Origin of the sequence: Hyphomicrobium sp., from assembly GCF_019744875.1 — a bacterium.
GTDB lineage: Bacteria > Pseudomonadota > Alphaproteobacteria > Rhizobiales > Hyphomicrobiaceae > Hyphomicrobium_C.
Map to the genome: position 1 here is coordinate 117,840 of NZ_JAIETU010000013.1, position 21,805 is coordinate 139,644.

The 21,805-nt window shown below is 65.1% G+C and carries 20 protein-coding genes; 11 read left to right on the plus strand and 9 right to left on the minus strand.

The annotated features are described in order from the left end of the window. Positions 1-28: 28 nt before the first annotated feature. Positions 29-832, minus strand: a complete 804-nt coding sequence (locus K2Y42_RS18735) for a class I SAM-dependent methyltransferase (protein WP_291155484.1) — start codon at positions 830-832, stop codon at positions 29-31. A gap of 189 nt (positions 833-1,021) precedes the next feature. Between K2Y42_RS18735 and K2Y42_RS18740 the strand changes: the two genes are divergently transcribed. After that, positions 1,022-1,957 carry a polyprenyl synthetase family protein gene (locus tag K2Y42_RS18740; RefSeq protein ID WP_291155679.1) on the plus strand — a complete coding sequence of 312 codons (936 nt, stop codon included), beginning with the start codon at positions 1,022-1,024 and terminating at the stop codon, positions 1,955-1,957. 61 nt (positions 1,958-2,018) lie between these two features. Here K2Y42_RS18740 and K2Y42_RS18745 read toward each other — a convergent pair whose 3' ends face one another. From K2Y42_RS18745 to K2Y42_RS18755, 3 genes are all read right to left on the minus strand, one after another. After that, a complete protein-coding gene (locus tag K2Y42_RS18745) occupies positions 2,019-2,894 on the minus strand; it encodes a 4-(cytidine 5'-diphospho)-2-C-methyl-D-erythritol kinase (protein WP_291155486.1) in 876 nt (291 codons plus the stop codon). A 137-nt stretch (positions 2,895-3,031) separates the two neighbouring features. Continuing rightward, positions 3,032-5,170, minus strand: coding sequence for a tetratricopeptide repeat protein (locus K2Y42_RS18750; protein WP_291155488.1), 2,139 nt, complete (start codon positions 5,168-5,170; stop codon positions 3,032-3,034). 137 nt (positions 5,171-5,307) lie between these two features. Continuing rightward, positions 5,308-6,990 carry an electron transfer flavoprotein-ubiquinone oxidoreductase gene (locus tag K2Y42_RS18755; protein ID WP_291155490.1) on the minus strand — a complete coding sequence of 561 codons (1,683 nt, stop codon included), beginning with the start codon at positions 6,988-6,990 and terminating at the stop codon, positions 5,308-5,310. Between the two features lie 134 nt (positions 6,991-7,124). Here K2Y42_RS18755 and K2Y42_RS18760 point away from each other — a divergent pair, with 134 nt between their 5' ends. Beyond that, a complete protein-coding gene (locus K2Y42_RS18760; protein WP_291155493.1) occupies positions 7,125-8,090 on the plus strand; it encodes a uracil-DNA glycosylase in 966 nt (321 codons plus the stop codon). 55 nt (positions 8,091-8,145) lie between these two features. Then, positions 8,146-8,688: a molybdenum cofactor biosynthesis protein B gene (gene moaB, locus K2Y42_RS18765; protein WP_291155495.1), complete on the plus strand. Its 543-nt coding sequence runs from the start codon at positions 8,146-8,148 to the stop codon at positions 8,686-8,688. Between the two features lie 22 nt (positions 8,689-8,710). Here the strand turns inward: moaB and K2Y42_RS18770 are convergent, their stop codons facing one another. After that, complete coding sequence (locus K2Y42_RS18770) at positions 8,711-9,445, minus strand: glycosyltransferase (protein ID WP_291155497.1); 735 nt, start codon at positions 9,443-9,445, stop codon at positions 8,711-8,713. A 154-nt stretch (positions 9,446-9,599) separates the two neighbouring features. Here K2Y42_RS18770 and K2Y42_RS18775 point away from each other — a divergent pair, with 154 nt between their 5' ends. The 8 genes from K2Y42_RS18775 (at position 9,600) to K2Y42_RS18810 (ending at position 17,970) form a co-directional block, all read left to right on the plus strand. Continuing rightward, entirely contained in the window at positions 9,600-10,733 is a 1,134-nt protein-coding gene (locus K2Y42_RS18775) for a PA0069 family radical SAM protein (RefSeq protein ID WP_291155499.1), read from the plus strand. Positions 10,734-10,809: 76 nt separating this feature from the next. Further along, positions 10,810-11,460: a ribonuclease HII gene (locus tag K2Y42_RS18780; RefSeq protein WP_291155500.1), complete on the plus strand. Its 651-nt coding sequence runs from the start codon at positions 10,810-10,812 to the stop codon at positions 11,458-11,460. Positions 11,461-11,582: 122 nt separating this feature from the next. Then, positions 11,583-13,286 carry a YbaL family putative K(+) efflux transporter gene (gene ybaL / locus K2Y42_RS18785; RefSeq protein ID WP_291155502.1) on the plus strand — a complete coding sequence of 568 codons (1,704 nt, stop codon included), beginning with the start codon at positions 11,583-11,585 and terminating at the stop codon, positions 13,284-13,286. Positions 13,287-13,483: 197 nt separating this feature from the next. Next, entirely contained in the window at positions 13,484-15,166 is a 1,683-nt protein-coding gene (locus tag K2Y42_RS18790; protein WP_291155504.1) for a HAMP domain-containing methyl-accepting chemotaxis protein, read from the plus strand. A 217-nt stretch (positions 15,167-15,383) separates the two neighbouring features. Further along, the gene (locus K2Y42_RS18795; protein ID WP_291155506.1) at positions 15,384-15,563 is read left to right on the plus strand and encodes a hypothetical protein; all 180 of its coding nucleotides are present in this window, start codon (positions 15,384-15,386) and stop codon (positions 15,561-15,563) included. After that, the gene (locus tag K2Y42_RS18800; RefSeq protein WP_291155508.1) at positions 15,515-16,603 is read left to right on the plus strand and encodes a site-specific DNA-methyltransferase; all 1,089 of its coding nucleotides are present in this window, start codon (positions 15,515-15,517) and stop codon (positions 16,601-16,603) included. Before K2Y42_RS18795 ends, K2Y42_RS18800 begins: the two co-directional genes overlap by 49 nt. A gap of 117 nt (positions 16,604-16,720) precedes the next feature. Beyond that, positions 16,721-17,644 (plus strand): DnaJ C-terminal domain-containing protein, encoded by a 924-nt coding sequence (locus K2Y42_RS18805; protein ID WP_291155510.1) that lies wholly within the window; start codon positions 16,721-16,723, stop codon positions 17,642-17,644. Further along, on the plus strand, positions 17,641-17,970 hold the full coding sequence (locus tag K2Y42_RS18810; protein ID WP_291155512.1) for a MerR family transcriptional regulator: 330 nt from the start codon (positions 17,641-17,643) through the stop codon (positions 17,968-17,970). The genes K2Y42_RS18805 and K2Y42_RS18810 overlap by 4 nt, the downstream gene beginning before the upstream one ends. A gap of 69 nt (positions 17,971-18,039) precedes the next feature. Here K2Y42_RS18810 and K2Y42_RS18815 read toward each other — a convergent pair whose 3' ends face one another. The 4 genes from K2Y42_RS18815 to K2Y42_RS18830 all read right to left on the minus strand — a co-directional run bounded on the left by K2Y42_RS18815 (position 18,040) and on the right by K2Y42_RS18830 (position 21,502). Continuing rightward, entirely contained in the window at positions 18,040-18,453 is a 414-nt protein-coding gene (locus K2Y42_RS18815) for an NUDIX domain-containing protein (RefSeq protein WP_291155515.1), read from the minus strand. A 204-nt stretch (positions 18,454-18,657) separates the two neighbouring features. Beyond that, complete coding sequence (locus K2Y42_RS18820; protein ID WP_291155518.1) at positions 18,658-20,226, minus strand: relaxase/mobilization nuclease domain-containing protein; 1,569 nt, start codon at positions 20,224-20,226, stop codon at positions 18,658-18,660. Further along, positions 20,141-20,563 carry a MobC family plasmid mobilization relaxosome protein gene (locus K2Y42_RS18825; protein ID WP_291155521.1) on the minus strand — a complete coding sequence of 141 codons (423 nt, stop codon included), beginning with the start codon at positions 20,561-20,563 and terminating at the stop codon, positions 20,141-20,143. Before K2Y42_RS18825 ends, K2Y42_RS18820 begins: the two co-directional genes overlap by 86 nt. A gap of 654 nt (positions 20,564-21,217) precedes the next feature. Further along, positions 21,218-21,502 (minus strand): hypothetical protein, encoded by a 285-nt coding sequence (locus K2Y42_RS18830; protein ID WP_291155524.1) that lies wholly within the window; start codon positions 21,500-21,502, stop codon positions 21,218-21,220. Positions 21,503-21,805: the final 303 nt, after the last annotated feature.

Below are 21,805 nucleotides of genomic sequence, written 5' to 3' on the forward strand. Positions count from 1 at the left end.
TCCGAGGTCGCAAAATTGGGTCGAACGATCATGACGAGGCTCCCGCGGCCACTTCGGCGAGGGGCGGCGCGAAGGCCGCGTCGAGTGCAAGCCCGCGACGGAGAACGCCGTCCGCGCCGGGCGTGGCGCATTTCTCCGCGTCGTGCATCACCAGCCCCGCCTCGATCCGGAACGGCGCGCGAGACCCCTTGATGCCGCGCACGATCACTCTGTGGGCCGCTTCCCCAATTTGGGAATGAAGGGGCCGGACCGAAAGTGCGCCAAAACGGCCTTCGAGACTGCCGAGCAGCGCCGGCAACGCGTCCGCCTTGTGGATCACGATCGCCTCCCCTCCCGGCCGCGCCATGCGCGCCATGAACCGCGCCCAGTCGGCGAGCCCGGCTTCCGGCATGGCGTGCGCGGCGGCCTTGAGGCGATGGCGCGCGGCCGTGCCGGCGCCCTCGGAATGAAACGGCGGATTGGCGATCACATGGTCGAAATGCTCATGCCGAACCCCGAGCGCCACGAGCGCATCCCGGCTGATCCGTCCGACGTCGGCTTCAATCACGGTCACGCGGTCTTCGAGGCCGTTGCGCTGAATGTTCTGGCGCGCCAGCGCGACCAGCTCCGCTTCCCGCTCGATCAGCACCACGCGAGCGCCAAGGCACCTCCGTGCGACACAAAGGCCCGCCGTCCCGACCCCCGCGCCGACGTCCAGCACCCGTATCGGCTTCTCCCCGCAGCTCCCCACCGCCGCAGCCAGGAACACCGCATCGAGCCCCGCGCGATACCCTTGAAGCGGCTGGTAGATTCTGAGCCCGCCGCCAAGAAAGGCGTCGTCGCTGACGGACATATGCAAGGCCTCGTGACAACTCATTTTTCGATGCACCCACGCCAAACACTAGCTATGGTGCGGGGGACATTAGACCCCAAGAAACGTCCGCAACAAACCAAGGAATTTGCCGTGGGAGTAGTCGTCCCCCTGGATGAGGCGCGCGAGCCGAAAGGCCTCGCACCGCTGTTCGAGATCGTCGACGAGGACATGAAGGCGATCAATCGCATCATCCTCGACAAGGCCGTATCGGAAGTCGAGCTCATCCCCAAGCTGACCCACCACCTGGTCAATTCCGGCGGCAAACGTCTCCGCCCGATGCTGGCCATCGCATCCTCCAAGCTGTGCGGCTACGACGGCCCGAAGCATGTGCCCACGGCGGCCGCCATCGAGTTCATGCACACGGCCACCCTTCTGCATGACGACGTCGTGGACGAAAGCGACACCCGGCGCGGCAGAAAAACGGCGCGCCTGATCTGGGGCAACCAGACCACTGTTCTCGTCGGCGACTTCCTGCTCGGCCAGGCCTTCCGGATGCTCGTCGAGGTCGGATCGCTGCCGGTGCTGCGCATTCTGTCGAACGCGGCCGCGACCATCGCCGAGGGCGAGGTCATGCAGCTTGCCGCCGCCAAGAACACGGCGACGACCGAAGACGCCTATCTCGAAATCATCGATGCGAAGACCGCCGCTCTCTTCGCGGCGGCAGCCGAAGTCGGCGGCGCCATCGCCGAGCGCCCTGCCGACGAGCAAGCCGCCCTGCGCTCCTACGGCCGCAACCTCGGCCTTGCGTTCCAGCTTGTCGACGACGCCCTCGACTACTCCGGCGACAGCACGAGCCTGGGCAAATCCGTCGGCGACGACTTCCGCGAGGGCAAGATTACGCTGCCCGTCATTCTCTCGTTCCGGCGCGGCACCAGCCGGGACCGCGAATTCTGGAATCGCACCATCGTCAGCGGCGAGCTGGGTGACGGCGACCTCGAGCACGCGATCGGCCTGATGCGCCAGCACAAGACGATAGACTCGACGCTCGAGCGGGCGCGCTCCTACGGCGCTATCGCCCACGACGCGCTGGAGATCTTCCCGCCGAGCCGCGAGAAGAGCGCCATGCAGGACGTGATCGGGTTCTGCATCTCGCGCGCGCACTGAGCGGCACCGCTCGAGGATGAGCGGCACGGCCAGTGAGCTTGAATGACTCGCGGACTTGAGATCAGCCGAACGTCACCGCCGCGATCCACCAATCGGGATGGGCTGCGGCAAGGCTCTGGCGCACGCGATGCGCCTCCGCGGCGTCACCCACGATACCGAAGCATGTCGGCCCGGCGCCCGATAGCGCCGCGTACCTGACGCCCGCCTGGTCCGTCAAAGCGGAGAGAACCTGGCGGATCTCCGGCACGACCCCTGCGGCAGGCGCCTCCAGATCATTGCCGGTTGCGCGCATGAAGTCGAGCAACGCAGCCCTGTCCGCAAACGCAGGCGCCGCTTGAGGCAACGACCCGGGCGGCACCGGCCCGGCGCCCAGCGCACGAAACACGCGCGCCGTCTTGTCTCCCGGCACCGGCGCGAGCGGATTGACGAGCACGGCCGAGAGCGGCGCCAGCCCACCCGGAAGGTCGGCGAGGTCATGCCCGACGCCCGTCATCCAGACCGGTCGCGAGCCGAGGCACACCGGCACGTCAGCTCCCACGCGCGCCGCGATCGCAGGCCAATAGACCGCGGCGGCCGCCTCGGGACTGGCGCGCCGAATAGCTCGGATCAGCGCCGCGGCATCCGCAGACCCGCCGCCGAGCCCGGCAGCTACCGGCAGAGTCTTTTCGAGATGGACGCGCCCGAGCGCAACACCCGGCGCATGCGCGGCGAGCAGGTCGAACACCGCATCGAGCGTCGTCGTATTCGCCGAGAGCGCGGACGCAAACGGGCCCGAGACGACGATCTCGCGCGGCAGTCCCGGCTCGAATGTAAGCGTATCGCCGATGCTCGCGAACGTCGTCAGGCTGGCGAGGCGATGATATCCGTCCGCCTGTCGTCCCTCGACGCGCAGCGTGAGATTGACCTTCGCGGGCGCAAATTCACGGATGGAGGACATGGATGGAGGACACGGGCCCAGTTCGTACGTCAAGTTCGCGCGCCGTACCCGGCACATCGTATCCGGCACGCTGCCTTGCGCGAAAAAGACGGCGAGCCGCTAGCGCCTGAAGGAAAGTGAGCGTCCAGGGCGGACGCTTACTTCTGGTTGGATTCGCCCGCCTTCGCCGCCTGCTTGCCGTTGCCGTCTGCGGTCGGAAGCGCTGCCGACAAGCCGGACTCGAGCTTCTTCTTGATCTTGTCCTCGTCCTCGGGCGCCGGCTTCAGCGTCAGCGCCTGATCCCACTGGTACTTCGCTTCCCGCTCACGGCCCACACGCCACAGCGCATCGCCCAGGTGATCGTTGAGCACGGGATCGTTGGGCTCGAGCTCGACGGCGCGTTCGAGATAGCGCACGGCATCGTCGAAGTTGCCTTGCATGTAGTGCGCCCAGCCAAGGCTGTCGACGATGTAGCCGTCCTCTGGCTTCAGCGCGACGGCCTTCTCGATCAGCGACATGCCTTCCTTGAGATTGCGACCCTGGTCGATCCACGAATAGCCGAGATAGTTGAGGATCAGCGGCTGGTCAGGATAGAGCGTCAGCGCCTTCTCGAGATCGGCCTCCGCAGCAGACCAGTTCTTCAGCCGCTCGTAGCTCGTCCCGCGCGCATAGTAGTAGACCCAGTGGCGGCGCTCGGGCTTCGGCACCAGCGCGAGCGCTTGATCGTAGTGCGGCACGGCTTCCGCGTAGAGCTTGCGGGCGCGCAGGATGTTGCCGAGCGCGTCCAGAATTTCGAGCTTGTCGCTCACCGTGAGCGGCATGCGCGCCTCGACCTCGGCGGCCGCCGCATGGGCGACAGGAGCAGGCGCCGCGCCGCCGCCGGCCGCAATAGCGCGAATGGTTGCCGGGCCCGCCACACCGTCGGCGCGCATCTTGTTCTTCTTCTGGAACGCCATCACGGCGCTCCGCGTGCCGACGCCGAAGCGGCCGTCGCTGGTCGGGACGTCGTAGCCGAGCGACTTGAGCGCCGACTGCAGCTTCTGCACGCCGTCGCCCTTGTCGCCGAGACGAAGCACGTCGTCGCCGTCAGCCAGCTCGCCGAGCTCGGACGCCGGGTTAGGCGCCGCGGCCTTCTGTTCGGCAGCCTTCGGCGCAACGGGCGGAGCGGCCTTCCCATCGGTATCGAGTAGGCGAGACAGCGTCTGCCGCGCCTCGTCGACCTTGTCGAGCGAGTTGAGATTGAACGCCTTGCGGATTTCCACCGCCGTCGTCAGCGGGCTCGTTACCGGAATCCGCTCGTAGGTCTTGATGGCATCAGCGTACTGCTTGTTGCCTTCATAGGCGCTGGCCAGCGCCGCGAGCGCGAACTGGTGCTCGGGCTCCACGTACAGCGCCATCTGCATGTAGAGAACGCCGACGCCCACGGCGCCTTCGCCGATCAGGGCTTCGCCGAGACCGTAGAACACCTCGGCCATGCCCTCGGACGCCGTCGTGACGATCGGCTTCAGCGTCGCGCCGGATTCGATCGCCGCGCGCAGGCTCCTCAGCAGCGGGTGTCCGTCTCCCTGCGATTTGGCGATGTGCGCATCGATGATCGACAGCGCCTTCTTGCGGTCTCCGGCAATTGCCGCATGGCGGGCAAAGGCAAGCGCGGTGCGAAGCGTCCGGCCATCCTGGCCATAGACGAGATCGTAGGATGCGCGCGCCTCTTTGTGCTTGCCCGCGATGTCGGAGATCAGCGCGCGATGGTAGCGCAGGAAGAACTGCGCCCATTCCGCCTGCTTGGGCAGGTTGAGGCTGGCGAGCGCTTCCGACATTTCATTGTGCGAGACGTGCACCCAGGCGATCGCGAGCGCGCTGGTCAGCTCGCCAATCGGGCCGGACCCGGCCGATTTGAAGTGCGCCTCGGAATCCTTCCAGTCGTTGGCCTTGAAGTCCCGCAGCGCCAGCGCGAGCTGCGCCATGCGGTGCTGCTTCTGCACGCCGGCGAGATCTTCCGCCAGCTTGAAGGCCCGCGGCCAGTCTCCGCGCGCGGCTTCAATCTGGAAAGCCTGCTCGAGCAGCAGCTCGTTCGAGGGATCGTGGATCAGGGCGTTGCGGTAGAAGTCCGCCGCTTCCTCGGAATCGTTCTGGGCCCGCGCGAAACGCCCGGCGAGATAGCTGCCGACCAGAGAGCGCGTTCCCTCGAAAGCCTCGCCTGGTTCAGCCGTCTCGCCGCGGGAAAGACCCGGCGCGCCGATCAATCCGAGCGCGACAAGCGGAGCGAAGATGGCAAACCGGCCACGGCGAATACTCATTCCCTGATCCTCTCCGGGCTTACCGCAAGAACGAGCGGTCAGAGTAGCAAACCTTTCGACCGGTTGGCCACTCCGCTTCACCACTGATCCGAAGCTAAATTTCGCCATCGGTTCGTGCGGCGTGAGGGACCAGATACCTACATCTCGGCGTAATTCGGTCCACCCCCACCTTCAGGGCAGACCCAGGTGATGTTTTCGCTCGGGTCCTTGATGTCGCAGGTTTTACAGTGAACGCAATTTTGCGCGTTGATCTGAAAACGGGCGCCGCCCGCCTCGTCGCGCACCACTTCATAGACGCCCGCAGGGCAATAGCGCTGCGCGGGCTCGGCATACTGAGGCAGATTGACCTCGATCGGAATGGCCGGATCGGTCAGCTTGAGGTGGACCGGCTGATCCTCCTCATGGTTGGTGGCCGAGAAAGAAACGTTGGTCAATTTGTCGAACGTGAGCACGCCGTCCGGTTTGGCGTAGGCGATGGGGGTCGCGTTCCGGGCCTTCCGGAGGGACTTGGCGTCGCTCTTGCCATGCCCGAGCGTGCCGAGCGGCGACCAGCCGAAAAGAATCGTCCGGAGCCACATGTCGATCCCGCCGAGCCCGACGCCGGCCACTGTGCCGAATCGCGACCAGAGAGGCTTCACGTTCCGCACGCGCTTGAGATCGGTCGCGATCGGTCCGGCCCGGACGGCTGTTTCATAGCCTTCGAGCACATCGTAGGCGCGCCCGGCCGCCAGCGCCTCGACGGCCGCCTCCGCCGCATGAATGCCCGACAGCACCGCATTGTGGCTGCCCTTGATGCGCGGCAAGTTCATGAAGCCCGCGCTGCACCCGAGCAGCGCGCCGCCCGGGAAGGCGAGCTTGGGGATCGATTGCCACCCGCCTTCCGTCAGAGCGCGCGCGCCATAGGCGATGCGCCGCCCGCCCGCGAAGACCGACCGGATCGCCGGATGCGTCTTGAAGCGCTGGAACTCGTCGTAAGGCGAGAGATACGGGTTGTCGTAGTTGAGGTGGAGAACGAAGCCCACTGACACGAGGTTCTTGCCGTAGTGATAAAGGAAAGAGCCGCCGCCGGTCTTCAAGTCGAGCGGCCAGCCGAAGCTATGCTGCACGAGGCCCGGCCGATGCAGCTCGGGCGACACCTCCCAAAGCTCCTTGAGGCCGATGCCGTATTTCTGCGGCTCGGCGTTCCGCGCCAGGTCGAAACGCGAGATCAGCGTCTTGGCCAGCGAGCCGCGCGCGCCTTCCGCAATCAGCGTGTACTTTCCGCGCAGCTCCATGCCGCGCTGGAAGGTGTCCTTCGGCGTGCCGTCGCGCGCCACGCCCATGTCGCCCGTGGCGACGCCGACCACCGCGCCCTCCGCGTCGTAGAGCACTTCCGTAGCGGCGAACCCGGGATAGACCTCGACGCCCAGCTCGGCCGCCTGCTCGCCGAGCCAGCGCACGACGAGGCCGAGGCTGCCGATGTAGTTGCCGTGGTTGTTCATGAGCGGCGGCATCAGCATGTTCGGCAACTGCACGTCGCCCGCCGGGCCGAGCACGAGGAAGCGATCCTCGGTCACCTGCGTCGTGAGCGGAGCGCCGCGCTCGCGCCAATCGGGAATGAGTGCGTTGAGGCCCACCGGATCGATCACGGCGCCGGACAGGATGTGCGCGCCGACCTCGCTGCCCTTCTCGAGCACAACGACCGAAATATCCTGCCCCGTCTCCACTGCGAGCTGCTTGATGCGGATCGCCGCCGACAGACCCGCAGGCCCCGCACCGACGATAACAACATCGAACTCCATGGCCTCCCGCTCGGGAAGGTCACTCTCTTCGCTCGCCATTCGGTATTGTCCCTAGTTTAGGTGGTCGCCCATAATCCGATTTGGTCCCAAATGCCGGAGGCGTCAAGCTTTGCGGGCCCACCTGCGTCGCCGGGGACGTGCAATCGGAGCGCCGGGCCGGTAAAGTGCGCCGCATGCAATCCGAAATCGACATGCGCGGGATGGCCGCCCTCCTCGACTGGTACCGGGAGATGGGCGTCGATACGTCCGTCGCCGCCGAACCGACGAATTGGCTGGAGAGGGGCGAGACCGCACCCGGAAGCGACTATAAGCTTCCTCAGCCCCAGCCCGATCTGGAACGGGACCCCGCTCGGGTAGAGGCCCGCGCGGATGGGCGTGCAGACCTGCGCGAGCGTCCCCCCACACCCTCGGCCCCGCGCCCCACGGCGCGTGACGGCGGCGACCGGCAGCCGCCGGGGCAAGCCCCCGCACGCAGCCAGCCGCCTCCCGCCATGGCCCCGCCGCGACCCGCGTTTGCGGCGACCCCACCGGACGCCGCCGGATTGGCTGCCCGCACCGTCGCCCGCGACGCCCGCACGCTCGACGAGCTTGAAGCAGCCCTCCGCGCCTTCGACGGCTGCGGCCTCAAGGCCACGGCAAAATCGCTCTGTTTCTACCGCGGCGCCCCCAAGGCCCGGCTGATGATCGTCGGCGAAGCTCCGGGGCGCGAAGAGGACCTTGAAGGCCGGCCGTTCGTCGGCCGCGCCGGTCAGCTTCTCGACAAGATGCTGGCCGCCATCGATCTCAAGGAGCAGGACGTCCACATCACCAACGTCGTCTACTGGCGCCCGCCCGGCAACCGCACGCCCACACCGCAGGAAAGCCAGGTGTGCCGCCCGTTCCTGGAACGCCAGATGGAGCTGGTCGGCGCCGACGTCATGTTGCTGCTGGGCGGCGCGGCGGCGAAACAGGTGCTGGGCACGGACGACGGCATCATGCGCATCCGCGGCAAATGGCGGGACGTCCCGAGCGGTGGACGCACGATCAAGACGATGGCCACGCTGCACCCCGCCTACCTGTTGCGCACTCCGGCCGCGAAACGCCACGCCTGGCGCGATCTGCTCGCCATCCAGGCCGCCCTTCTCGCTCCCCCGACTTGACCCCAAGGCTTGACGCTCAAGACTTGACCCCACTCCCCTGCAGGACCTTGCCGCCATGAGCCGCCTCGACGAAACCCGGCCCTTCATTCCCGTCCGCATCGCCATCCTGACGATGTCGGACACGCGCACGGCCGCCGAGGACCGCTCCGGCAACACGCTGGCCGAGCTAATCACCGGAGCCGGGCACACCGTCGCCGGCCGCGCGCTGGTCAAGGACGATGTGGAAGCGATCCGCGCACGCGTCTCGGGCTGGATCGCAGACCCCGAAGTGGATGTCGTCATCACCACCGGCGGCACCGGCTTCACCGGCCGGGACGTCACGCCCGAGGCCGTGAAACCGCTGTTCGAGAAGGAGATCGACGGCTTCGCGATCCTCTTCCACCAGCTCTCCTACGAAACCGTCGGCACCTCGACCATCCAGTCGCGCGCGTGCGGGGGCATTGCGCGAGGCACTTTGATTTTCTGTCTTCCAGGATCGACAGGCGCCTGCAAGGACGCCTGGAACGGCATCCTGAAATGGCAGCTGGACAACCGCCACCGCCCCTGCAATTTCGTCGAGATCATGCCGCGCTTCGAGGAGCACCGCCCGAAGGCCTGAGACGGCCGTCGGGATTCGCGCTCTAGCCGCGTTCCGCCACGGCTCCGCGAGACACCTGCTCTTTACGCCGCCCGGTCAGCGACGCGATTCGATCGAGCGGCACCCCGAGCAGAAAGAGACTGAGCCGAAGCTGGCTCGTCGCCATGCTCGCGATTGCGCCTTCGGCCCGGTACCGCTCACCGATCGTCAAGGCACGCGCGTTGAGACCCGTGAGCCGCCGCCGCCCGATCCGCCGTGCGAGATCCACGTCTTCCAGCACCGGCGCCTTGCGAAAGCCCCCGGCCTCGTTGAACAGCGACCGCGAAACGAGCAGGCCCTGATAGCCGTGCGGCAGCTTGAGCACGCGCGTCCTGAGCGCCACCATGCGCTCGACGACCCGCGGCATCGTCCCGTCGTCATCGAAGCCGAACTGGAAGTAGGCCGCCGTCGCGCGGCGCCGTCCGCTGGACACGCGTTCGATGTGGAGGTCAGCCTCGCGTTCCCATCCAGCTTCGAGCAGCGTGTCGGCGTTGATGAACAAGAGCCACGGCTGGCGCGCGCGTTCGGCGCCCGCCTTGAGTTGCGCGCCGCGCCCCGCCTCGCTCGTCACGATATCCGCGCCCGACCCGTCCGCGATCTCGAGCGTGCGGTCGGTCGAGCCGCCGTCGGCGATGATGACCTCACGCACAAGCCCTTCCACGGCCGCCGGAATCAGCGCCGAAAGCGTTTCGGCGAGATGGGCCTGATGGTTGAGCGTTGGGATGATGACAGAGATCATGTCTTTCCTTGGCACGGCCGCGCCGGAGCAACAAGAGACGGCGCACAGCCCGGACGACGCAGGTGCTTAGGGTGAGGCGAGCGTGCACGACGCATGAGCACGAAGGCGAATTTGTTCTTTCTTTGTTCTCACGTTTGCACTAGGCTGCGCGGGCATGAAGACACCCCGCACCGCCGCAGCAAAGCCCGCTCCGCCGCCGTCCGAGGCTCTGCCCGGCAGCCTCGTCGACGAAGCGCGCCGTCGCGGCCGTGGCGCGCGCTCGAACCACACCGGCCGCTTTGAAACCGAGCGGCGGACCACGTTCGACGACGGCTGGGAGGGCATGGCCGAACTCGACGCCCTGAAAACCGAGGTGACGATCGAGCCGGCGCGCTCGATCATCACGCGCAACCAGAGCCCCGACATCTCGTTCGACCAGTCCATCAATCCCTACCGGGGCTGCGAGCACGGCTGCATCTATTGCTACGCGCGCCCAAGCCACGCCTACCTCGGCCACTCCGCTGGCCTCGACTTCGAAACCAAGCTCTACGCGAAGACAAATGCGCCCGAGCTGTTGGAGAAGGAGCTGTCCAGCAAGGCCTATTCGCCCAAGGTCATCGCCCTCGGAACCAACACGGACCCCTACCAGCCCATCGAGCGCGAGCACCGCATCACCCGCGCGATCCTCGAAGTGCTCGAACGCACCGGCCATCCGGTCGGCATCGTCACGAAGTCCGCGCTGGTCCTGCGCGACGTCGACATCCTCTCGCGCATGGCCGCCCGCGGGCTGGCCAAGGTCGCGCTCTCGGTCACCACCCTGGACCGGAAGATCGCGCGTGCCATGGAGCCGCGCGCAAGCACGCCGTCGAAGCGCCTTGATGCCCTGCGCGGGCTGGCGGAGGCTGGCGTGCCCGTCTCCGTGATGGTGGCGCCCATCGTACCTGGTCTGACGGACAGCGAAATCGAGCGCATCCTCGAAGCGGCCCGCGACGCGGGAGCGACGGAAGCCGGCTACGTGCTCCTCCGCCTGCCGCTCGAGCTCAAGGACGTCTTCCGCGAGTGGCTCGCAAGTGAGTTTCCCGACCACGCCGGACGCGTGATCAACCTGCTGCGCTCGATGCATGGCGGGGCGGATTACGTGGCCGAATTCGGCGTCCGCCAGAAGGGCCGTGGACCCTATGCCGATCAGATCGCCCTGCGTTTCCGCCTCGCCATGAAACGTCTCGGCCTCAACGAGCGCCGCCAGAAGCTGCGCCTGGACCTCTTCACGCCGCCCGTGCGCAAAGGCGGCCAGATCCCGTTGCTCTGACAACAAACTGTGTGAACGCGCACGTCTATCCACAGTTGGCTTTGACAGAAGCCCCCTCGCCCGCGACCCTTGGCGAATGCGGGTGGATGATTCGAGAATTGTGCCGACCTTCGAATTGGAGGCTGCCGAGCTGACGCTCGACGGCGGACCGATCGCAGGCATCGACGAGGCAGGACGCGGCCCCTGGGCGGGCCCTGTCGTCGCAGCCGCTGTCGTGCTCGATCCATCGCGCATCCCGCAGGGTATCGACGATTCCAAGGCGCTCGACCCTGAGGATCGCGAACGCCTGTTCGAACGCATCATGAAGACGGCCCTCGCTGTCGGCGTCGGCATCGGCGATGTGGACCGGATCGATCGCGACAACATTCTCGCCGCCACCATGTGGGCGATGGCCGAAGCCATGGCCAAGCTCTCCTGCAAGCCCCGCCTTGCGCTGATCGACGGTAATCGCGCCCCGCGCCTGGCCTGCCAGGCGCGCACCATTGTCAAAGGCGATGCGAAGTGCCTGTCGATCGCCGCAGCTTCGATCGTCGCCAAGGTCACGCGCGACCGCATGATGATCGAGTTCGCCCGCGAGTTGCCGGGCTACGGCTTCGAGCGTCACAAGGGCTACGGCACCCCGGAACACCGGGCCGCCCTGACTCGCCTCGGTCTCACGCCCCAGCATCGCCGCTCGTTCAAGCCGGTGCAGCTTGCCCTCGGCCTGCTGGAAGCCGAAACGGTCTGATCCCACCTTCCGAACCGTCCGGCGCGCCGGGCCCATCACGCGTCTTGCGTTTTGGGCCCGCGCCTGAGATCGTTGTTCCTCAGTTATGATTTTTTCCCATCAGGAATGGACCCCTTCGCCCGATGCCTCACAGCACGCCGCTCATCGCGACGATCGTCACCGGCCTCGCGCTTGCCTTTGTCTTTGGTGCGCTTGCGCATCGCCTGCGCATTTCTCCGCTGGTCGGTTATCTCGTCGCCGGCATCGCGATAGGGCCGTTCACGCCGGGCTTCATCGCCGACCAGGGCCTCGCCAACGAGCTGGCGGAGATCGGCGTCATCCTCCTGATGTTCGGCGTCGGCCTGCATTTCTCGATGAAAGAGCTTTGGGCCGTGCGCAACATCGCGGTGCCCGGCGCCGTGGTGCAGATCGCGGTCGCGACGCTGCTCGGCGCGGCGCTCGGCCATGCCCTCGGCTGGACGGCGGGCGGCGGGCTCGTCTTCGGCCTCGCGCTCTCCGTTGCAAGTACGGTCGTGCTGCTTCGCGCCCTGCAGGAACGACGCCTCGTCACCACGGAACGCGGCCAGATCGCCGTCGGCTGGCTCATCGTCGAAGACCTGGTAATGGTTCTGACGCTGGTTCTATTGCCGGCCATCGCCCCGCTGCTGGGCGGCAACTCCGACGGCCAGCCGAATGGCGGCGGTTCCTCGCTCGACATCAACCAGCTCCTGATGACGGTCGCCTTTACGATCGGCAAGGTCGCGGCCTTCGTGGCCCTGATGATGGTCGCCGGCCGCCGCATCATTCCCTGGATCCTGCACTACACGGCCCACACCGGCTCGCGCGAGCTGTTCCGCCTCGCCGTGCTCTCCATCGCGCTCGGTGTCGCGTTCATCGCCGCCAACCTGTTCGGCGTCTCGTTCGCGCTCGGTGCGTTCTTCGCGGGCCTCGTGCTGAGCGAATCGCAGCTCTCCCAGCAGGCCGCCAACGAAAGCCTCCCGCTCCGCGACGCGTTCGCGGTGCTGTTCTTCGTCTCGGTCGGCATGCTGTTCGACCCAAACATCCTCGTCGAGCAGCCGCTCGCCGTCCTCGCCACGGTGCTCATCATCGTCATCGGAAAATCGCTGGCCGCGCTCGCCATCGTGCGCGCCTTTGGCCATCCGATGGGCACCGCCTTCACGATTTCGGCAAGCCTCGCGCAGATCGGCGAGTTCTCGTTCATCCTTGCAGCCCTCGGCGTCAGCCTGGAGCTTCTGCCGCCCTCCGGCCGCGATCTCATCCTGGCTGGCGCGCTGATCTCGATCATCCTCAATCCGGCGTTCTTCTCGGGGCTCGACCGCCTGAAGCCCTGGCTCGAAAAGAAAGACGGCACCGCCGAAGCCGCCCACACGCCGGAGGAGGCCGAAGAGGAAAGCGCACCGATCCACGTCACGACGCTCGAGGGCCATACCATCGTCGTCGGCATCGGCCGGGTCGGCAAACGCATCACGGATATCCTGGCCTCGGGCAGCGCGCCGCTCTACGTGATCGATGAGAGCGACGAGGAGATCAAGCGCCTCCACGCGCGCGGCATCGAAGGCGTCTCCGGCAGCGCCGCAACGCTGCTCTACGCTGCCAATCCCGCCAAGGCGGCAAGCCTGATCGTTGCCATTCCGAGCAACTTCGAAGCCGGCCAGGTGATCGAGCAGGCGCGCGCCGCCAACGCGGACGTGCCCATCATCGGACGCGCGCAGTCTGAAGCTGAAGCGGACTATTTGCGCCGTTACGGAGCCACGCACGTGGTCCTCTCGTCGGACACCATCGCCGACGCGCTTGTAGCTGCATACCGCAAATCCTCCGGCACCTGAGACCGGGTCATTCCGACATTCTTGCAGCCTGAACCGGGCGCAACCGGCGCAGCGTGCGCAATCACGCCTGGGCTATTGGCGAACATCGACAATACGTGAATCGATAATTAACCGTTGTTATTCAGTTGGTAACGGCGATCGCATAAAGCTTTAGATGATCAGGCGCACGGTCGCCCCCGCCACGTAGAACGGTTCCCATGCTCAGCCATATGAAGCTCAAGTACAAAGTCGGCGCGCTTATCGCGCTTCTCGCGTTGATCCCGGTCGCGGGTGCGGGGCTCTCGTATCTCAGTCTGTCCGCGCAGGGCACGGCCCAGGAGTTGGCCATGCGAGCCAAGACCGGCCAGACCCTTCTGGAGCGCATCAACGGCCTCGTCTACGCGATCGTCATGGACTCGCGGGGCGTCTACATGTCGAACGATTGGGCATCAGCCGAGCGCTACGGCAGCGGCATCCTGAAAAGCACGAGCGACCTGCAGCAAGTCACGCAGCTCTGGGAAACCACGCTTGAGCCCGAACACCGCGCCGACTTCACCGACGCGGAGACCACCATCAATCAGTTTATCGGCTTCCGCACCGAGCTGGTCCGCCTCGCGCGCGAGGACTCTCTTGTCGCTGCACGCCAGTTCGGCGACAACGACGCCAACCGCTCGAACCGCAAAGCGCTGAACGACAAGCTGCGCACGCTCTCGACCCACTACGAAACCTACGTCGCGACAACGACGCAAGCCTCCGATCAAGCGCGCGACGCAACGCTTCGCACGTCCGCCATGACGGGCATCGTATCCATCCTGACCATGCTCGCGGGCATCTGGCTCGTCGTCACGAACCTGACGCGCCCCATCGAACGCATGAAGCTCTCGATCCTCGATCTCGCCTCCGGCAACACCGAAAGCGAAATCTACGGCACGGAGCGCCGCGACGAGCTCGGCGAAATTGCAGGCGCGGTTTTGATCTTCAAGCAGAACATCCTCGAAGCCGAACGCCTGCGCGGCGAGCAGGCCGAGAATGAGAAGCGCATGGCCGCACAGCGCAAGTCCGACATGCTGCGCCTTGCCAACCAGTTCCAGGAGAGCGTGGGCCGCGTGGTCGACACCGTCTCGGCTGCATCGAGCCAGCTCGAGAGCGCCGCCGGCCAGCTCACCCTGAATGCCGCCTCAACCCAAGAGCTCTCCGGCACGGTGGCGAGCGCCTCCGAGCAGACGTCGGTCAACGTTCAGGGCGTCGCCGCCGCATCCGAGCAGCTCTCGTCCACCGTTCTCGAAATCGGCCGCCAGGTCGATGAAAGCAGCTCCATCGCCGAGGAAGCCGTCCGTCAGGCCGCCAAGACGAACCAGAACGTCGTCGAGCTTTCGCAGTCGGCCGAGCGCATCGGCGCCGTCGTCGAGCTGATTGGCCAGATCGCGGGCCAGACGAACCTCTTGGCGCTCAATGCCACGATCGAAGCAGCGCGCGCTGGCGATGCCGGAAAGGGCTTTGCCGTCGTCGCCCAGGAAGTGAAGGCGCTGGCCGCTCAGACCGCCAAGGCCACGAGCGAGATCGGCAGCCAGATTCAGAGCATGCAGGAATCGACCCGCCAGGCTGTCGAAGCGATCAACGACATCGCCTCGACCATCAACCGCATCTCGGCAGTCAGCGGCGCCATCGCCTCTGCCGTCGAGCAGCAGGGCGCCACCACGCAGGAAATCAGCCGCAACGTTCTCGAAGCCGCGAAAGGCACGAGCGAAGTCGCCTCGTCCATCACGGCCGTGAGCCAGGGCGCCTCCGAAACGGGCTCCGCGTCGTCCCAGGTTCTGGCGTCCGCCAAGTCGCTCTCGGGCGACAGCCGGACGCTCAAGATCGAGGTCGAGCGCTTCCTGACGATGGTGCGCGCAGCCTAACCTATTGATCTGGAATCCCTATCGGATCGCGCCGGTCACAAGCCGGCGCGATTTACGTGTTCGCCTTTTGTTCGACGTAAATATCTGCGAGTCTTTTCGCTGTCGGGAATGCTAAGACTTCATTGCTCGGGAACCCGGCCATTAACCGAATTTTAACGTCCCATCTTTAGATTCCGTTAACCGTGGGACTGGTTTGTGGTCGCGTTGGGTTCGGAACATGGATCCCTGGCATTTGTGGTTCTTCACAGTGAGTTGCGTCGAATGGGTATGCGTCGTCGTGCAGGTGCGCCTGCAGCAGCTGGCAGCAGCTTTGCCAGAGATCGGGCTTTGGCCCGAAATCGAATCCTGGTGGGAGATTGCCTCGACGAGCTTCGTCGACTACCGGATCGAAGCGTAGACCTCGTCTTCGCAGACCCCCCCTACAATCTTCAGCTTTCGAGCGAGCTTCTCCGTCCGAACAACACGCGCGTCGATGGCGTCGACGACGCGTGGGACAAGTTCTCCTCGTTCGAAGAGTACGATCGCTTCACGCGCGGCTGGCTCGCCGAATGCCGCCGCGTGCTGAAGCCGGACGGCGCGCTTTGGCTCATCGGCTCCTATCACAACGTCTTCCGCCTCGGCACCGCGCTGCAGGATCTGGGCTTCTGGATCCTCAATGACGTGGTGTGGCGCAAGGTCAACCCGATGCCGAACTTCCGCGGCCGCCGCTTCACGAACGCGCACGAGACGCTGATCTGGGCCGCACCCGACCAGAAGTCGCGCTACACCTTCAACTACGAAGGCCTGAAGTCCGGCAACGAAGACGTGCAGATGCGCTCGGACTGGCTGTTTCCGATCTGCTCCGGCCCCGAGCGCCTGAAGGACGAAGGCGGCCGCAAGGCGCATCCGACGCAGAAGCCTGAAGCCCTGCTCCACCGCATCCTTCTCGCCACCACCAACCCCGGCGACACCGTACTCGATCCCTTCTTCGGCACCGGCACCACGGGCGCGGTGGCGAAAAAGCTCGGCCGCAACTGGATCGGCATCGAGCGCGACACCGACTACGCCAAGGCCGCCGAGGAACGCATCGCCAAGGTGAAGCCGCTCTCGGGCTCCGCGCTCGAAACGCCTCCCTCGAAGCGCGCGGAACCGCGCGTGCCGTTCGGCACGATCGTGGAACTCGGCATGCTGCGCGCGGGCTCCGCACTCTTCGACGAGCGCCGCAGCGTGCGCGCCGAAGTGAAGGCCGACGGCACGCTTGCGGTGCCCGGCAGCCGCGGCTCCATCCATCGCCTTGGCGCCGTCGTGCAGGGCAAGTCCGCGTGCAACGGATGGACGTTCTGGCACTACGAGCAGGGCGGCAAGCTCCACTCGATCGATGAGCTGCGCGAACGCGCCAAAGTGAAGCTCGGCCTCACCGCCGAACGTCCCGCCACCACGCTCATCGCCGCGGAGTAGCGGGGGGCGCCCGTCACTGCCCGCATGAGCGCGGGCATTGAACGGGAAAGTTAAGGTGCCTAGTTTCAAGCCGAGCGCGCCGCGATCCAGCGGCGCGCAAACGCGAACATGAGACGCATGGCCGATCCCTACGAAGCGTTGGGCGTCGCTAAAAACGCCAGCCAGGATGAGATCCGCAAGGCGTACCGCAAGGCCGCCAAGGAGACCCATCCCGATCTCAATCCCGGCAAGCCGGAAGCCGAGAAGCGCTTCAAGGAAATCAACGCCGCCAACGACATCATCGGCGATCCGGACAAGCGCAAGCGCTACGACGCGGGCGAAATCGACGAGACCGGCGCCGAGCGCGCCCCCGAACGGCACTACTATCGCGAGCATGCCGAAGCCGATCCGCACTGGCGCTATTCGCAACGCAGCGCGGGCGCGGGCCGCGGCCGCGAGCCGGACTTCGACGACGACATCATTTCGGAACTCTTTCGCGGGCGCGGCGATCGCGGCGCCTTCCGCATGCCGCCGCAGGACGTACGCTACACGATGGAGGTCGACTTCATCGACGCGGTGAACGGCGCGCGCAAGGTGATCGCGATGCCCGATGGAAAAACCCTCGACGTCGCGATCCCCGCCGGCATCGCCGAAGGCCAGACGCTCCGCCTCAAAGGACAGGGCCGCCCCGGGTCGGACGGCGGCGCGGGAGACGCCTACGTCGAGATCTCCATCAGGCCCGATGCCCGCTTCACACGCGACGGCAACGACATCCTGAGCACGGTGCCGGTCTCGCTCGGCGAAGCGCTGAACGGCGCGAGCGTGCGCGTCGAAACCGTCGACGGCGCCGTCGGGCTGACCGTGCCGAAGCGCATCAAGAACGGAACAAAACTGAGGTTGCGCGGCAAAGGCGTACCGCGCGGCAAGGACGGCACGCGCGGCGATCAACTCGTCAAAATCGAGATCGTGCCGCCCGAAGGAGCCGACGACGCACTGGCTGAGTTCATGGCCGAATGGGAGAAGGCCCACCCGCAGCATCCGCGCGGAAGGAGCGTGACATGATCAAGGAAGGCGACCTCATCGCGCAGTTCACCCGCCTCGAAAGGCACGTTCTGTTGACGTGGATCGAGGAGGGCGTGATTGCCCCGCACCGCGACGAGACCGGATATCTGTTCGACAGCATCGACAGCGCGCGCGTGGCGCTGGCCTGCGATCTGCACTACGGCATGGGCCTCGAGCACGCAAGCCTGCCCGTCATCCTGTCGCTGATCGACCAGTTGCATGACGCACGCCACCAGCTCCGTGCACTCACGCGCGCCGTGGCCGAGCAGCCGGATACCATTCAGCAGGACATCACGCTGCGCATTGAACGAACCGGCCGAAAATAGCGAAGCGCTTCGCTCGCACGTTGTCGCGCACGTCGCTAGGAGCGGCCGCGCGATTGAACGGCCTGCTTCTCAATGCTCCTTCAGCGCATGCGCAATCACCTTGCGCATGACGGACGGCAGCGCCGCGCCGCCGAGATCGCGGCGTGCTACCCACCGGCATTGATCGGGCGTAGCCCAGAAGGTGAGGCTCGCGTTCACGGGCACGATCGCGCGCAGCACCATCAGTTCGAGCTTGAAATGCGTGAACGTGTGGCTGACCACGCCCGGCACGGACCACCACTCCGTTTTGACGGGCTGCGCCGCCAGCGCCTGGTCGAGCGGCAGCCAGTCGTCACCCCACTCGCCGGACGGCACTTCGAGCATGCCGCCGAGCAACCCCGCCTCGGGCCGCTTGCGCAACAGCACGTGCCCGTCCTCGCGCAGCGTGAGAAAGGCCGTGCCGTACCGCACAGGCCGGTGCGCCTTGGCGAGCTTGACGGGCAACTGCGCTTCGATGCCGAGCGCATGCGCATGGCAATCGCACTGCAGAGGTCGTCGGTTCGATCCCGATCGGCTCCACCAAATAAAACAGTCACTTACTCGCCAGACCAAAAACCCAAAACTTCCCGTTCACGCAGGGTTCACGCAGGAAAGCTGGTGCGGGCATGTCCGTGCATGTTCGCCTGCGCGCGAGTCATGATGGCGTTTTCAAAGCTCGCGGCCGAAATCCCGACTCTGATTCCGGCTCCGCCATTCCGCCATCTGCCGCTTGATATCATCGGCGCGGTTCTCAGTAGCGTTCGCATCGGCAGAAGCAGCGACGTCGAAGTCAGAGCGGAGTTTGGATTGCGGTTCCGGAACAGGACTTGGCTCAGCCGGGCCGGACCGCGTTGTATGTTCAGGCCGGCGGTTGCGATCATAGAACGCCGTCATTTCGGCCCTGATGCGGTCGACGTAAGCTTGATCGTTCTCGTTGGCTGGCGCGTCGGCGGCCGATCGGGACGGGCGGCCATGCCTGTGCTCAAGGGTTAGCTCGTTTCTGGCGCGCAGGTAACTTATGCCGTCCCGGGCCCTGTACGCCTGCTTCGATCGCTGAACCACGCGCTCGGCCAAGTGTCGCTCGCGCAAGGCATCGAAGCGCGGTTGATGGTGTGTCCAGGCGCGTTCCGCTCGCTCTGCGGTTTCAGCTCTTTCAATCTGACCCAGATGTTTGCGCTCACGGGCGTGCATGTTGCCGACCGCCCTCATGAGTTTCGCGGGTGAACAGATCATCTGGATCTTATTCCGCAGCGACAGCTTTTTGCTGCCGCCGAGTCGGTCGCTGTTGAGGAATACAAAAACGGCCCGCTCGAAGACGTGGTCGCAGCCTTTCATGACCTGTTGCGACTCTTTGCGCTGCTCCGCATAAAGCTCACGCCACCGCGGCTTGTATTTCTGCTCCACATAGTTCTGCGCGACAGCGGTGGCCTGCTTTATTTTCTCGGCCAGCTCGGCAAATTCCTGGCGTTGACGTACCGATGTTACGTCCCGTTCAACCATATGCCGATGATCGTACTCGGCTCGATAGCGCTTCATACGTTGAATTACTTCTGTCGTAGCGAAATGGCGCTTTCTGTGGGGCGAAGGTGATCTCGCCGTTTTTGCGGAAGCCTGCCCCTGAACCTTCTGCGATTCGCTAGAAGCAGGCTGCGTCAGCCGCATCATCTCCTCAGCGGTCACGTGCCGGGCTTCATTTTGGTTGGACTCGCGTTGCCGGTCCTCGTTGTTAATGATGCGTTGATCGCAATGGATGCCGTGCTCGCGTTCGTAAGCCTCTGCCCAGCGGGATAAACGCTCCTTTGTGTATTTGAGCGGGGCGGTCATCCCGGTGACCGGATGGATCGAATTGACGACCATGTGTACGTGCGGATGGTCCTTGTCGTTGTGGGCCGCGATCAGGGCTTGATGGTCTCCAAGTCCGATAGCGTTCAGCGCGGTTCGCGCGGTTTCCAGCATGTGCTGCGGTGTTGGGTTCTCACCAATGGCCCAGGATAGGGAAAGATGCAGGACAGGTTTTTCGTTCTTGCGGCCGCGGCCGTCATGGCCCGATTGCCGTTTCAGCTCGGCCTGATCGCGCGTTGTCGCGAACATCTCGAACCAGGCGTCGTCGGCCTGCGAGATGAGGTTGCGTGTTTCGCTCCATTGGACGCGGTCACGGGAAGTCTTCTGGGCGTCGTGCAGGATGTACCCGCACGCTCCTTTGAAAGACGTCCCGCGCTTGTGGAGGCGGGGTACCATCGTCGTCGGTCCTCGTTCTGAGGGCTGAGGTTTTCTGTTTGATAAGCTCGGCCGCGAGCAGGTTGGTCAGCAGGCCATGGATGCTGCGCCACGCCATCATCTGGTCGGGCGGCAGGTTGCCGTTCACCGCGTGCGCGATCTGGTTGATGTTGTTGCCGATGCGTCGCAGCTCCGTGAACAGCGCCGGGTCCATCAATTTGTAGGATGGCCCAGCGTTCATCTCGACCTTGCCTTCCAGCACCAGCCGTTCGCAAAGCCCTGAGGGTGTCAGGCCAAGCTCGCGTGCCTGTGCGACCTTGAGGGCGTAGTCATCTTCGGTCATGCGAATGCCGACCATTTTGGTGCGGGCACCTCTCGGGTGCGTCCGTCGCTTTGGCACTTGCCGCCTCATCAGGTGGGTTCGGGGCACGCGGGATAGCGCGCCCTGACCGGAGGGGTCCAGGGGAGTGCGGAGCACTCTCCCCGGCGAGTGGGATTTGATATCGATATCGGCGTAAGCCGTAATATCGATATCAAATCCACATCTCGCTCCTCCGCGCTTTAGGCTATGTGCTTCACTCGCTCGCTCCACATAGGCTGCGTTTAGTTATTCCCAACTTTCATAAACCGCTTTCATAATATCGCGCAAATCCAGCATTTACAGAACATGGAAGCACATTAGGAATCGCCCGCGAATTTCGTGGAACATTTGGCGCAAAAATAAATTTGCTGCCGCCTCATAGTTTCTAATCCCGACTTTCATCGAGCGTGCCGTCGCGGTCGCTTCGGTCAAGGCTGGCCTGCGCCCACCCATGCGCGTTGCACGCGCACGGGTCCCTGCGGCTCGGCCACCGCTTGCAGCGGCTGACGGCCTTGACCTCCGCTAGCCCGCGTCCAGCGAAGCGATGAGGTGGGTCGGGGCAGAAGGATGGGCTTTTCAGGTCGAACAAAAGGATGTGTGACTTGGACAGCAACCGGGCCCGCGGCCGTAGGGCCCGCGGGCCTGCAGACTTTATTGCTGGTTCAGGATTTCCTCATGCAGGAGGTCGGCACTCTCCATCAATGCGACTGCTTGTTCAGCCGATTTCTTGGCGAGGCAAAGAAAGCCGTTCCACTTTTGAAGGTCCCCCGCTTTCAGGGCATCGTGTGCCTGACGGGCCCAGTGCTGGCTGGCGTCAAGCTTGCTCTCGACGATGGAAAAGGTGACGACGATCGCACTCGGAATGGGGTTGGCGAGGTCGTAGACATCATCCAGCTCGACCGTTTCGGTTGCTTGTTTGCGTTCAAAGAAAGACATAAAAACTCCTTTTGTTGGTTTTAGCAAAGTTGCGTTTCCGCAACTTTGACTAGCCACGCGGCAATGAGCGGGGGAGCGGGTCAATAGCCCCAAAGTTGCTTGCAACTTTTTTGGGGGGACCGCCCGCGTAAGCGGGTGGGGGAGCCAAAACCCCTTGCGGGTGCGGCTGTTGATGCGCGGGGGCGGCACGCCCCAACTTGCGTGGCGTTCCGCGCCACGGCGCGCTCACTCCGTCGAGGAATAAAATATTTCCCATGCGCACATGAGCGAACTTGGCCGTGCGTGAACGAGCGGCGAGGAATT